Origin of the sequence: Brevundimonas sp. 2YAF1, assembly GCF_052114745.1 — a bacterium.
GTDB lineage: Bacteria > Pseudomonadota > Alphaproteobacteria > Caulobacterales > Caulobacteraceae > Brevundimonas.
Window position 1 is genome coordinate 295,723 of record NZ_JBFRFI010000001.1, and the last position, 12,935, is coordinate 308,657.

Below are 12,935 nucleotides of genomic sequence, written 5' to 3' on the forward strand. Positions count from 1 at the left end.
CAAATGGCGGTTCATCGCGTTACACGCATCCTTCCGTATGCGCCCGAGCAATTGGCGAGCCTGATCGCGGACGTAGAGTCCTATCCGGCCTTCGTGCCGTGGATCACCTCGATGCGCGTCTGGAACCAGCGCGATGAGGCGGCGGGCGTCCGTCTGCTGGACGCCGAGGCGGGCGTGGGCTTCGCCTTCCTGTCCGAGAAGTTTTCGACCTGGGTGCGACATGACATTCACGCGCCCAAGGTCGAGGTCGGCCTGATCCGGGGTCCGTTCAAGCACCTGAAGAACCGCTGGGAGTTCCATCCCCATCCCGAGGGCACGCGGCTGGAGTTCTTTATCGACTTCGCCTTCAAGTCGCGCATGCTGGACATGATGCTCCAGGCGAACTTCGACCGCGCGGTCGACAAGCTGATCCAGTGTTTCGAGGGCCGCGCCAAGGCCCTCTACGGCAAGAGGTAGGACCCATGGGCGCGCCTTTCGACTTCGATGCGACGGTCGTGGGCGCGGGGGCTGTGGGGCTGGCCTGCGGGCGGGCGCTGGCGAAGCGCGGCCAGTCGGTGTTGGTGCTGGAAAAAGAGGCCTACATCGGCCAGGGCGTCTCCTCGCGCAACTCCGAGGTCATTCACGGCGGCCTCTATTACCCGACCGGCTCGCTGAAGGCCCGGTTCTGCGTCGAGGGCCGGCGGGCGCTCTATGACTTCCTGACCAGCCACAAGATCGATCACTGGAAATGCGGCAAGCTGGTCGTGGCGACTGAGGAGGCCGAGGTCTCACGCATCGAGGCCATCTTCGAACAGGCGACGGCCAACGGCGTCGAGGGGCTGGCGCATCTGACCGGGGCCCAGGCGCGGGCGCTGGAGCCCCAGTTGAACGCCCACGCCGCCATCCTGTCGCCCGAGAGCGGCCTGTTCGACAGTCATGGCTATATGCTGGCCCTGGAAGGCGAGATTGAGGATGCGGGCGGCTCAGTCGTGGTCTCCACGCCGTTCGAGCGCGCCGAGCCCCTGCCGGGCGGCGGCTTCCGTATTACGGCGGGTGGAGAGGGCGGGGCGGTGCTGACGACCCGGCTGCTGGTCACGGCGCCCGGCCTGTCGGCCCAGGCTGTGGCCGCTCGCATCGACACCTATCCCGCCAGCGACATCCCGACACGGCATCTGGGCAAGGGCGTCTATTTCCGTCTGAAGGGGCCAGCGCCGTTCAATCGACTGATCTACCCGCCGCCCATCGCGGGCGCGCTCGGCACCCACTACCGCAAGGATCTGGGCGGGCAGGGGGTGTTCGGTCCCGATCTGGCCTATGTCGAGGTCGAGGACTATTCGGTCAATCCGGCCAAGGCCGAGGAGTTCGCGCTCTATATCCGCCGCTTCTGGCAGGGCGTGACGGTCGAGCGGCTGACGCCCGACTACGCCGGTATCCGGCCCAAGCTGCACGGGCCGGGCGAACCGCAGCCGGACTTCCAACTGCATGGCCGCGAGCATCACGGCATGGACGGCCTGATGGCCCTGTTCGGGATCGAGAGCCCGGGCCTGACCAGTTCACTGGCCATCGGCGAGGCCGTGGCGGAGGCGCTGACCAGGCCATGAGGAGGGCCGAATGCGCGGAGATGCTCGCGGCCTGAAGTACGACCCGGGCGATTCGCCGCGAGCGCGAGCGGTAGGCGAATCAATCGGGAGCCAGGTCGCGAGAAACGCCTCGCCTGATCAATGAAATGGTTCCGGCGGCCGATGATTGAACACCCGCTGGACGCGAAGAAGCGGCGTTTCGGCGTGGAAAGCGCCGCTGTCGTGGGTGTCAGAACCGGGCCAAGATCATCAAGCGGCTGTCATCCGACTGACGCCCTTGAAATCGGTAGCATCTTCATGCATAAGCCCGCCCTCGCGTGGCGGCTCTTATCGGGGGGCCGCTGCTGTATGTTTTCGCGTCTTTACGGCGCACCGACTTAGAGATTGAGACGGACATGGCCGTTCCGAAGCGCAAAGTATCACCCTCGCGTCGCAACATGCGCCGCGCCCACGACGCCCTGGGCACCAACGCCTATGTCGAGGACAAGGACACGGGCGAGCTGAAGCGCCCGCACCACATCGACCTGAAGACCGGCACGTATCGTGGCCGTCAGGTCATTACGCCGAAGGAAGAGTAGTCTTCACTAAGGCTCCGGCTTCGGTCGGACGATAGATTTTAGCGGCGCGCGATGTCATCGCGCGCCGTTTTCGTGCGTTTTGTACTGCGAAGCTGAACCTGGAGCGATCCGCATGACCCGTTTCGCCGTCCTTGGCTCTGTCGCAGTCCTCGCCCTGGCGGGATGCAAGGGGCCCGCCGAAAAACCTGCAGCGGCCGAAGCTCCGGCGGCGGATCAACTGACGACCGAAGGGTTCGGCGCCATTCGCGTTGGTCAGACCCTGGCCGAGGTCGAGCAGGCCTATGGCGCGCCGGCCAAACCCATCGTTGATCCCAACGGGTGCAACGTTTTCCACCCCGCTCGCGCGCCGGAAGGCGTCTGGGTTATGACCGAAGAGGGCAAGGTCAGCCGCGTGACTCTGCGCGACGGCGCGTCGGTCACGACCGACCGCGCCCTAGGCCTGGGAGCCCCCGCCGCCGAGGTGAAGCGCGTTTACGGCGCCGCCGCGCAGCTTTCCCCGCACAAATACGAATCAGCGCCATCGGAATACATCACCGTCTGGAGCGGCGGCCCGAGGGGCGAGGCCTATGTCACCGAGGCGGCGGCGCGCGGGGTTCGCTATGACGTCGGTGCGAACGGAAAGGTGAAGGCCGTCCACGGCGGCGGCCCGTCGATCCAACTGGTTGAAAGCTGCGGCTAGGTTGGCGATTCGGCAGGCGCGGTCTAAACCGGAGGCTTGATCTCACTCTCCTGATAGAGCGCCTTCCATGACCGACATCGCCGACATCGTCGCCCGCCAGATTCTCGACAGCCGGGGCAATCCGACGGTCGAGGTGGACGTCACCCTGGAGGACGGCAGCTTTGGCCGCGCCTCCGTGCCGTCGGGCGCCTCGACCGGCGCACACGAAGCTGTCGAGCTGCGTGACGGCGACATGGACATGTGGGGCGGCAAGGGCGTCCAGAAGGCGGTCGACGCCGTCAACGGCGAGATTTTTGACGCCCTGTCGGGCATGGACGCCGAGGACCAGCGCCGTCTGGACGAAGCCCTGATCGAGCTGGACGGCACCGAGAATAAGGCCCGCCTGGGCGCCAACGCCATCTTGGGCGTGTCGCTGGCGGCGGCCAAGGCCAGCGCCATCAGTTCGAACCTGCCTCTGCACCGCTACATCGGCGGCGTCTCGGCCCGCGTCCTGCCGACCCCGATGATGAACATCATCAACGGCGGCGCCCACGCCGACAATCCGATCGACATTCAGGAGTTCATGATCCTGCCGACCGGCGCCGACACCTTCTCGGACGCCTTGCGCATGGGCGCCGAGATCTTCCATGCCCTGAAGAAGGCGCTGAAGGACGCCGGTCACAACACCAACGTCGGCGACGAGGGCGGCTTCGCTCCAAACCTGGCCTCGGCCGAAGAGGCCCTGGCCTTCATCACCAAGGCGGGTCAGGCGGCCGGCTATCTGGCGGGCGAGGACTTCCACCTCGGCCTCGATGTCGCCTCGACCGAGTTCTTCAAGAACGGCAAGTACAACCTGACGGGCGAGGGCAAGAGCTTCGATGCCGATGGCATGGTCGGCTATCTGGCCGATCTGGTCGAACGCTTCCCGATCGTTTCGATCGAAGACGGTTGCGCCGAGGACGATTTCGACGGCTGGAAGCTGCTGACGGACCGTCTGGGCGACCGCGTTCAGCTGGTCGGCGATGACTTGTTCGTGACCAACCCGCGCCGTCTGGCCGCAGGCATCGGCGAAGGTCTGGCCAACTCCATCCTGATCAAGGTCAACCAGATCGGCACCCTGTCCGAGACCCTCGACGCCGTGGATATGGCGCACCGCGCCGGCTACACCTCGGTGATGAGCCACCGTTCGGGCGAGACCGAGGATTCGGTCATCGCCGACCTGGCCGTCGCCACCAACTGCGGACAGATCAAGACCGGCTCGCTGGCCCGCTCGGACCGCACGGCCAAGTACAACCAACTGCTGCGCATTGAAGAGATGCTCGGCGACCAGGCCGCCTATTTCGGCGACGGTATGCTGCTGAAGTAAGCGCCTCTCACAAAGATGTGCAGGACGCCGCCTCCGACCTCGGGGGCGGCGTTCGCAATTACGGCCAAGCTACGGTTCGTTAGGCATTTTCGGTCAGGGATAGGAAACCGTGTTTGCGCTCAGAAGGAGCGTCAGTCGTGCCCGAGCAGATGAAGCCCTACCTGCCGTCCGTGTTCCTGTTGTTCTTGATCGTCTATCTGGGCGTTCAGGCCCTGACCGGGCAGCGCGGCCTGTTGAGCGGAGCCGAGCGCGATGCCCTTCTCGCCAAGCGCGAGGCGCAGTTGGCGCGCCTGACGGAACAGCGCCGAGATCTAGAAGTTCGTGTCCGATATCTGCGGACCGAGAGTCTCTCCAAGGACCTACTGGAAGAGCGGGCGAGGGCGGTGCTGGGCTTTGCCGATCCGCGCGACTACGTCGTACGGCTAAGCGCCCCTGTCGCGCACAACCCTGGCGCGACGCAAACCTCCTGAACTATTGTTACAGCCAGGCTGGCGCGCTTTGCGTTTCGGGAACGAAGGCTGCTAAAGCCCCTTTCCGTAACGATAAGAGTCCCTGAAAGTGGGGGCGCAGCCGGGAGATGCCGGATGGCGAAAGCCGCCGCTCAGAAATCCTCGTCCAGCGCGGACGACACCAAGATTCCGAACACGCCTCAGGCTTCCAAGGAAGACCTGCTGCGCTTCTACCGCGAGATGGTTCTCATCCGCCGCTTCGAGGAGCGCGCGGGCCAGCTTTACGGCATGGGCCTGATCGGCGGCTTCTGCCACCTGTACATCGGCCAGGAGGCCGTGGCGGTGGGCGTTCAAGAGAGCGTCAGGCAGGGCCACGACAAGATCATCACCGGCTACCGTGACCACGGCCATATGCTGGCCGCCGGCATGGACCCGAACGCTGTCATGGCCGAGCTGACCGGCCGTATCGGCGGCTCGTCCAAGGGCAAGGGCGGTTCGATGCACATGTTCGACACCGCTACCGGCTTCTACGGCGGTCACGGCATCGTCGGCGCCCAGGTGGCGCTGGGCACCGGCCTGGCTTTCGCTGGCAAGTACCGTGGCGATGACAGCGTCTCGTTTGTCTATTTTGGCGACGGCGCCTCGAACCAGGGGCAGGTGTACGAGAGCTTCAACATGGCCCAGCTGTGGAAGCTGCCGGCCATCTACATCATCGAGAACAACCAGTACGCCATGGGAACGAGCATCGAACGCTCGTCGTCCACGACCGAGCTCTATATGCGCGGCGCCAGCTTCGGCATCCCGGGCGAGCAGGTCGACGGCATGGACGTGCTGGCGGTCCGCGACGCCACGGCCCGCGCCGTGAAGCGCGCCCGTGAAGGCGGCGGCCCCTACATCCTGGAAGTGAAGACCTACCGCTATCGCGGCCACTCCATGTCGGACCCGGCCAAGTACCGGACCAAGGAAGAGGTCGACGAGGTCAAGAAGACCCGCGACCCGATCGACCATCTGAAAATGCTGCTCGCCGCCGCCAAGGCGACCGAGGAAGAGCTGAAGGCCATCGACAACGAGGTGAAAGCCATCGTCGCCGAAGCCGTGCAGTTCGCACAGGAAAGCCCTGAGCCGGACCCGTCCGAGCTCTATACTGACGTCTACGTGGAGGCCTGATCCGTGACCGACATTCTGATGCCGGCGCTGTCCCCCACGATGGAAGAGGGCACGCTGACCAAGTGGCACATCAAGGCAGGCGACACCGTGTCTGCCGGCCAGGTGATCGCCGAGATCGAAACCGACAAGGCGACGATGGAAGTCGAAGCCGTCGATGAAGGCGAAGTGCTGGAAATCCTGGTGCCGGAAGGCTCCGAGAACGTGAAGGTCAACACGCCGATCGCGCGTCTGGCTGGCGAAGACAGCGCGCCTGCGCCCGCGCCCAAGGCTGAAGCGCCGAAGGCCGAGGCTGCTCCGGTCGCCGCTGCCGCTCCGGCTACGCCCAAGGTCGAACTGCGCGACCCGGAAATCCCAGCGGACGCCAAGATGGTCAAGACGACCGTGCGCGACGCCCTGCGCGACGCCATGGCCGAGGAAATGCGTCGCGACGACCGCGTCTTCCTGATCGGCGAGGAAGTCGCCCAATACCAGGGCGCCTACAAGGTCAGCCGGGACCTGCTGCAGGAGTTCGGTGAACGCCGCGTCATCGACACCCCGATCACCGAGCACGGTTTCGCCGGTCTCGGCGTCGGCGCCGCCATGGCGGGCCTGAAGCCGATCGTCGAGTTCATGACGTTCAACTTCGCCATGCAGGCGATCGACCACATCATCAACTCGGCCGCCAAGACCCTGTACATGTCGGGTGGTCAGATCCGCGCCGACATCGTCTTCCGCGGCCCGAACGGCGCGGCCAGCCGCGTCGGCGCCCAGCACAGCCAGGACTATTCGGCCTGGTACGCCCAGATCCCGGGTTTGAAGGTCATCGCGCCTTACGACGCGGCTGACGCCAAGGGCCTGCTGAAAGCCGCCATCCGCGACCCGAACCCGGTCGTCTTCCTCGAACACGAAATGCTGTACGGCACCGAGTTCGACGTGCCGGAAGGCGACGACTATGTCCTGCCGATCGGCAAGGCCAAGATTCGTCGTGAGGGCAAGGACATCACCATCACGGCGCACGCCCGCATGGTCGGGTTCGCCCTGCAGGCCGCTGAGAAGCTGGCCCTGGAAGGCATCGAGGCCGAGGTCATCGACCTGCGCACCCTGCGTCCTCTGGACCACGAAACCATCGTCGAAAGTGTCAAGAAGACCAGCCGCCTGGTCTCGGCCGAAGAAGGCTGGGGTCCGATGGGCGTCGGCGCCGAGGTGGTGGCCCGCGTGATCGAACACGCCTTCGACTACCTGGACGCCCCGCCGCTGCGCGTTCACCAGGAAGACGTGCCGCTGCCTTACGCCGCCAACCTGGAAGTTCTGTCGCTGCCGGGCGTGGACAAGATCATCGCCGCCGTGAAGCAGGTGATGGCGTGAGCGAGGCGTCAGAGTTCCAACTGACGACGCCGGACAGCGTCGCCGCCGACCCTCAAGCGATTGAGGTCCTGCGGATGTGGTGGTCGAAGAACGAGCCTGTCATGTCGGTGAAGCCTGCCTTCAACGATCCGATCAAGTTCGGCGAGCTGCTGGCCTATGCCGCGCGTCACATGGCGCACGGCTACGCCGTACGTCATGGCCACAACGAGCGTGAAGCCTACAACCGCATCCTTCAGGGCCTTACCGATGTCGTGAAGGCGGACAATGTGCAGACCGTGGCTGAGCCTGCGGTCCAAGCGAAGGGGAACGCCTGATGGACGCCGCCGCTCTGGAACAACGTTCCCTGCCGATCCCTGAAGGCCTGAACGCCCCCGAGGACCAGATCATCGAACTGGCCCGCGTCTGGTGGAACGGCGCCGGTCCGATCATGAACATCCGTCCGGCTCTGGCCGAGCCGGGCAATATCGGCGTCGTCCTGGCTGAACTGGCCTGGCACTATTCCCACGCCTACGCCGAGCACCACGGCTTCGACCAGGCCACGGCGTTCAAGGCCATCTGCGACAGCTGGGACGCGGCGCACGCCAAGGCCGCCGAGGTCGCTCAACCGGAGTCCGCACAATGACCGACATCCTGATGCCGGCCCTGTCTCCGACGATGGAAGAGGGCGTTCTGGCCAAATGGCACGTCAAGGTCGGGGACGTCGTCTCCGCCGGCGACGTGATCGCCGAGATCGAAACCGACAAGGCCACGATGGAAGTCGAGGCCGTGGACGAGGGCGAAGTCACCGACATCCTGGTCCCCGAAGGCACGGAGGGCGTGAAGGTCAACACTCCGATCGCCCGCCTCAAGGACGAGGGCGGCGCTGCTGCGCCCAAGCCCGCCGCCAAGGCTGAAGCCGCCCCGGCCAAGGCCGAAGCGCCCAAGGCTGCTGCTTCTGCAACGCCGGCTCCGGCTGCAGCGAAGTCGGACAGCGGCGAGCGCATCTTCGCCTCGCCCCTGGCCCGTCGTCTGGCCGCCCAGGCCGGGATCGAGCTGAAGTCCGTCAAAGGCACCGGCCCGCACGGCCGTATCGTCAAGCGCGATGTCGAGGGCGCGCCGAAGGGCGCGGCTCAACCGGTCGCCTCGACGGCGACCGCCGCCGCGACCTCGGGCATCGCCCCGCGTCAGGCTCAGTCGCTGGCCCAGATGGGCATCCCGGACGGCAGCTACGACCTGATCCCGCTGGACGGGATGAAGAAGGCCGTCGCGCGTCGCATGGTCGACAGCATCCAGAACGTCCCACACTTCCCGCTCTTCATCGACGTCGAGATCGACCAGCTGATGGCCGTCCGCGCGAAGGTGAACAAGATGCTGGAGCCGCAAGGCATCAAGGTGTCGGTCAATGACTTCGTCATCAAGGCCGCGGCCCTGGCGCTGAAACTGGTGCCGGAGGCGAACGCTTCCTACACCCCCGAAGGCATCGCCATGCACCACAACGCCGACGTCTCGATGGCGGTGGCGATTGAAGGCGGGCTGATCACGCCGATCATCAAGAAGGCCGAAACCAAGGGTCTGGCGCAGATCGCGACCGAGTCCAAGGACCTGGCCAAGCGCGCCCGCGAACGCAAGCTGAAGCCCGAAGAGTTCCAGGGCGGCACCTTCTCGGTGTCCAACCTGGGCATGTTCGGCATCAAGCAGTTCACCTCGATCATCAATGAGCCGCAGGGCTGCATCATGAGCGTGGGCGCCGGCGAGCAACGTCCGGTCGTCAAGGACGGGCAACTGGCGGTCGCCACCGTCATGACCGTGACGCTGACCTGCGATCACCGCGTGGTCGACGGCGCAACGGGCGCTCGCTTCCTGCAAGCGTTCAAGCCGCTGATCGAAGATCCCGTGGCGATGCTGGCCTAAGGGGAGGGTGAGGTCATGACCTCGGTCTATGACTTCTCCGCCCGCGCCATCGACGGCACGGACGTAGCGCTGGACCGCTTTCGCGGGAAAGCGCTGCTGATCGTCAATACGGCGTCCAAGTGCGGCTTCACCGGTCAGTATGACGGGCTGGAGAAGCTGCACCGGGACTTCGCCGATGCGCCGTTCGAGGTTCTGGGTTTTCCTTGCAACCAGTTCGGCGCGCAGGAGCCGGGCAGGGCGGCGGAAATCGCCGCCTTCTGCGCCACCAGCTTCGACGTGACCTTCCCCCTGTTCGACAAGGTGGAGGTCAACGGGCCGAACCGGCACCCGCTCTATGCCTGGCTGACCAAACAGAAGCGCGGCTTCCTGGGCTCCCAGGCCATCAAGTGGAATTTCACCAAATTCCTGACCGACCGCGAAGGCCGCGTCGTCGCGCGCTATTCGCCCCAGACTGAACCCGAGGCCATCAAGGCCGATATCGAGAAGTTGATCTGACCATGGCTGCTGAATTCGATCTCGTCGTCATCGGTTCGGGCCCCGGCGGTTACGTCGCGGCGATCCGCGCCAGCCAACTGGGCCTGAAGGTCGCCATCGTCGAGCGCGAGAACCTGGGCGGCATCTGCCTGAACTGGGGCTGCATCCCGACCAAGGCCCTGCTCAAGTCGGGCGAGAAGTTCGAGAGCCTGTCGCACCTGAAGGAATACGGCCTGTCGGCTTCGGGCGCCTCCTTTGACTTCGACGCCATCATCCAGCGCTCGCGCGGGGTCGCGGCGACGATGAACAAGGGCATCGGCTTCCTGATGAAGAAGAACAAGATCGAGGTGATCGAAGGCTCGGCCACGCTCGAAAAGGGCGCCGCTGCGCCCAAGGTCGTCGTCGCCCTGAAGGCCGGCGGCACGCGCGCCATCGAGGCCAAAACCGTCATGCTGGCCGTCGGCGCCCGCGCCCGCGCCCTGCCGCAGATTGGTCTGGAAGCGGACGGCGACAAGATCTGGGCCTATCGCGACGCCCTGGCGCCGAAGAAGCTGCCCAAGACTTTCGTCGTCATCGGCTCGGGCGCCATCGGCATCGAGTTCGCCAGCTTCTATCGCGCCCTCGGCGCCGAGGTGACGGTCGTTGAAGCCGTCGACCGCATCATGCCGGTCGAGGACGAGGAAGTGTCCAAGGCCGCGCAGAAGTCCTTCGAGAAGCGCGGCATCAAGTTCAAGGTCGGCGCCAAGGTCACGAAGGTGTCCAAGGATTCCAAGGGCGTGAAGGTCACTGTTGAAGTGAACGGCAAGGCCGAAACCCTGGAGGCCGAGGTCTGTATCTCGGCTGTCGGCATCACCGCCAACACCGACGGCATCGGCCTGGAGGCGCTGGGCGTCGAACTGGACCGCGGCCATATCAAGACCGACAGCCACTGCCAGACCAACGTCAAGGGCCTCTACGCCATCGGCGACTGCGCCGGCGCGCCCTGGCTGGCGCACAAGGCATCGCACGAAGGCATCCACGCCGCCGAGCACATCGCGGCCTACAAGACGCCGAACGTCCATTCGCCCATCGCCGGCTGCACCTACGCCCAGCCGCAGGTCGCCTCCGTTGGGATCACCGAGCAGGGCGCGCGCGCCGAGAAGCGCGAGGTCAAGATCGGCCGCTTCCCGTTCCGCGTGAACGGCAAGGCCGTGGCGGCGGGCGAGGTCGACGGCTTCGTCAAGGTCATCTTCGACGCCAAGACCGGCGCCCTGATCGGCGCCCACATGATCGGCCACGAAGTGACCGAGATGATCCAAGGCTACGTCACCGCCATCACCATGGAAGCGACCGAGGAAGACATCCACGGCATCGTCTATCCGCACCCGACCATGTCCGAGGCCATGCACGAGGCCGCACTCGACGCCTATGGCCGCGTGATCCACATCTGATCCGGTTGTTAGAATTTCTGAACTGTGGCTAAGAGGATCGCCCTCTTCTCCACGGTTCGGAAGTTCCATGATCGTCGCGCCTGATGTTCTCGGCCTGATCGGCAACACGCCTATGGTGCGCCTGAAGCGCGCGTCGGAGCTGACCGGCTGCGAGATTCTCGGCAAGGCCGAGTTCATGAACGTGGGCGGCTCGATCAAGGATCGTGCAGCGCTCAGCATCATTCGTAAGGCGCGGGCGTCGGGCGCGCTCAAGCCCGGCGGCGTCATCGTCGAGGGTACGGCGGGCAATACCGGCATCGGCCTGGCCCTGGTCGGCGCGGCGCTGGGCCACCCGGTTGTCATCGTCATGCCGCGCAGCCAGACGGACGAGAAGAAGAGTGCGGTTCGTCTGCACGGCGCCCGTCTGATCGAGGTCGATCCGGCGCCCTTCGCCAGCCCCAACCATTTCGTCGCCTATTCCCGCCGCCTGGCCGAGGAACTGAACGAGAGCGAACCGAACGGCGCCTTCTACGCCGATCAGTTCGACAACCTGGCCAATCGCCAAGCCCACTATGAAGGCACCGCGCCTGAAATCTGGAAACAGACGGACGGCGAGATTGACGGCTTCATCTGCGCCGTCGGTTCGGGCGGGACGCTGGCCGGATGCGCCGCCTATCTGCGCGAACAGAAGCCGGACGTGCAGATCGGCCTGGCCGACGTGCCGGGGGCTGCGCTCTACAGCTGGTTCACCGAGGGCAAGCTGACCGGCGAGGGCTCCTCGATCACCGAGGGCATCGGCGTCAACCGCATCACCGGCAATCTGGAGGGGCTGACGGTCGATCATCCCTATCGGATCGAAGACGCAGAATTCCTGCCCATCCTGTTCGATCTGGTGAAGCATGAGGGCCTGTCGCTGGGGCCGTCCAGCGGGGTGAATATCGCCGGGGCCATTCGCATGGCGCGCGACCTGGGGCCGGGCAAAACCATCGTCACCGTTCTGTGCGACGCCGGGCAGCGTTACGCCAGCAAGGTCTATGACCCGGCCTTCCTGACCGCGCGCGGCCTGCCGACGCCGGAGTGGCTGAGCCGATGAGCCGCAAGAAGGACGCGCCCGTCGACAGCCGCATTCCGCCGCTGAACGCTCTGAAGGCGTTCGAGGCCGCCGCGCGCCGCCTGAACATCACCCGCGCCGCCGAAGAGCTGTCGGTCACGCCCGGCGCCATCAGTCAGCAGATCCGCATTCTGGAGCAGCACGCGGGCGCGCCGCTATTCCACCGCGAGGGACGCCAGATCGCCCTGACTGAACTGGGCACCGAGCTCTATCCGCTGCTGCACGACGGGTTCGACTATCTGAAACGGGCAGGGGACCTTCTGTACCGCCCCAACCGCCGTCACGCCCTGGCGATCAGCGTGCCGCCGTCCTTCGCCGCCAAATGGCTGGCGCCGCGCATCGCTCGGTTCTCGGCGGCTCACCCCGAGGTGGAGGTCTGGATGTCGGCGGACATGCGTCTGGCCGACGTCGGCGGCGGCCGCGTCGACGTGGCGGTGCGTTACGGCCGGGGCGACTATGCCGGCGTGCGGTCCGAGCGCCTGTTGTCCGCCGATGTGACCCCCGTCTGCAGTCCGGCCTTGCTCACCGGGGCGCATCCGCTGAAGCGGCCGGCGGATCTGGCGCATCATGTCCTGATCCATTTGCGTCCGGGCGAACTGGAAGAACCACGACCGGATTGGCCGACCTGGCTGGCCGCCCGCAAACTGAATCAGATCGACGCCTCGGCCGGCCCCCGGTTCGATCAGACCGCGCTGGCGATCGAAGCAGCGGCCCACGGTCAGGGGGTCGCCTTGGCGCCCTACGCCTTCGTCGCTGACGATCTGGCGTCGGGCCGTCTGGTCGCGCCCTTCGCCGACGGCGCGCTCTCTACCGAGTTGGCCTATCACGTGCTGACACGGCGTAGCGGCGTGTCCGAGCCCGCCCGCGCCTTCGTGCGATGGATGAAGACTGAGATTCAAGCTGCTGAACAGCGCGCGGACGACCTCTAGC

Annotated in this window: 15 protein-coding genes; all 15 read left to right on the plus strand. The window is 65.7% G+C overall.

Annotated features, from left to right (window positions below; translation table 11 throughout):
* Positions 1-3: 3 nt before the first annotated feature.
* The 15 genes from AB4Y68_RS01405 (at position 4) to gcvA (ending at position 12,934) form a co-directional block, all read left to right on the plus strand.
* Complete coding sequence (locus AB4Y68_RS01405) at positions 4-456, plus strand: type II toxin-antitoxin system RatA family toxin (protein WP_441453389.1); 453 nt, start codon at positions 4-6, stop codon at positions 454-456.
* A 5-nt stretch (positions 457-461) separates the two neighbouring features.
* The gene (locus tag AB4Y68_RS01410) at positions 462-1,580 is read left to right on the plus strand and encodes an NAD(P)/FAD-dependent oxidoreductase (RefSeq protein WP_441453391.1); all 1,119 of its coding nucleotides are present in this window, start codon (positions 462-464) and stop codon (positions 1,578-1,580) included.
* Positions 1,581-1,954: 374 nt separating this feature from the next.
* Positions 1,955-2,137, plus strand: a complete 183-nt coding sequence (gene rpmF, locus AB4Y68_RS01415) for a 50S ribosomal protein L32 (protein WP_441453392.1) — start codon at positions 1,955-1,957, stop codon at positions 2,135-2,137.
* Between the two features lie 112 nt (positions 2,138-2,249).
* A complete protein-coding gene (locus AB4Y68_RS01420) occupies positions 2,250-2,816 on the plus strand; it encodes a hypothetical protein (RefSeq protein WP_441453394.1) in 567 nt (188 codons plus the stop codon).
* Positions 2,817-2,883: 67 nt separating this feature from the next.
* The gene (gene eno / locus AB4Y68_RS01425) at positions 2,884-4,161 is read left to right on the plus strand and encodes a phosphopyruvate hydratase (RefSeq protein WP_441453396.1); all 1,278 of its coding nucleotides are present in this window, start codon (positions 2,884-2,886) and stop codon (positions 4,159-4,161) included.
* 149 nt (positions 4,162-4,310) lie between these two features.
* On the plus strand, positions 4,311-4,631 hold the full coding sequence (locus AB4Y68_RS01430) for an FtsB family cell division protein (RefSeq protein ID WP_441453804.1): 321 nt from the start codon (positions 4,311-4,313) through the stop codon (positions 4,629-4,631).
* Between the two features lie 114 nt (positions 4,632-4,745).
* Positions 4,746-5,777 carry a pyruvate dehydrogenase (acetyl-transferring) E1 component subunit alpha gene (gene pdhA, locus AB4Y68_RS01435; RefSeq protein WP_441453398.1) on the plus strand — a complete coding sequence of 344 codons (1,032 nt, stop codon included), beginning with the start codon at positions 4,746-4,748 and terminating at the stop codon, positions 5,775-5,777.
* A gap of 3 nt (positions 5,778-5,780) precedes the next feature.
* Positions 5,781-7,121, plus strand: coding sequence for a pyruvate dehydrogenase complex E1 component subunit beta (locus AB4Y68_RS01440; RefSeq protein WP_441453400.1), 1,341 nt, complete (start codon positions 5,781-5,783; stop codon positions 7,119-7,121).
* Complete coding sequence (locus AB4Y68_RS01445) at positions 7,118-7,435, plus strand: DUF5076 domain-containing protein (protein WP_441453401.1); 318 nt, start codon at positions 7,118-7,120, stop codon at positions 7,433-7,435. Before AB4Y68_RS01440 ends, AB4Y68_RS01445 begins: the two co-directional genes overlap by 4 nt.
* Complete coding sequence (locus AB4Y68_RS01450) at positions 7,435-7,743, plus strand: DUF5076 domain-containing protein (protein WP_441453402.1); 309 nt, start codon at positions 7,435-7,437, stop codon at positions 7,741-7,743. Before AB4Y68_RS01445 ends, AB4Y68_RS01450 begins: the two co-directional genes overlap by 1 nt.
* On the plus strand, positions 7,740-9,011 hold the full coding sequence (locus tag AB4Y68_RS01455; protein WP_441453404.1) for a pyruvate dehydrogenase complex dihydrolipoamide acetyltransferase: 1,272 nt from the start codon (positions 7,740-7,742) through the stop codon (positions 9,009-9,011). Before AB4Y68_RS01450 ends, AB4Y68_RS01455 begins: the two co-directional genes overlap by 4 nt.
* Positions 9,012-9,026: 15 nt before the next feature.
* Positions 9,027-9,506 carry a glutathione peroxidase gene (locus AB4Y68_RS01460; protein ID WP_441453405.1) on the plus strand — a complete coding sequence of 160 codons (480 nt, stop codon included), beginning with the start codon at positions 9,027-9,029 and terminating at the stop codon, positions 9,504-9,506.
* A gap of 2 nt (positions 9,507-9,508) precedes the next feature.
* Positions 9,509-10,915, plus strand: a complete 1,407-nt coding sequence (gene lpdA / locus AB4Y68_RS01465) for a dihydrolipoyl dehydrogenase (RefSeq protein WP_441453407.1) — start codon at positions 9,509-9,511, stop codon at positions 10,913-10,915.
* A 67-nt stretch (positions 10,916-10,982) separates the two neighbouring features.
* Positions 10,983-11,987 carry a cysteine synthase A gene (locus AB4Y68_RS01470; RefSeq protein ID WP_441453408.1) on the plus strand — a complete coding sequence of 335 codons (1,005 nt, stop codon included), beginning with the start codon at positions 10,983-10,985 and terminating at the stop codon, positions 11,985-11,987.
* Positions 11,984-12,934 carry a transcriptional regulator GcvA gene (gcvA, locus tag AB4Y68_RS01475; RefSeq protein WP_441453410.1) on the plus strand — a complete coding sequence of 317 codons (951 nt, stop codon included), beginning with the start codon at positions 11,984-11,986 and terminating at the stop codon, positions 12,932-12,934. Before AB4Y68_RS01470 ends, gcvA begins: the two co-directional genes overlap by 4 nt.
* Position 12,935 lies beyond the last annotated feature (1 nt).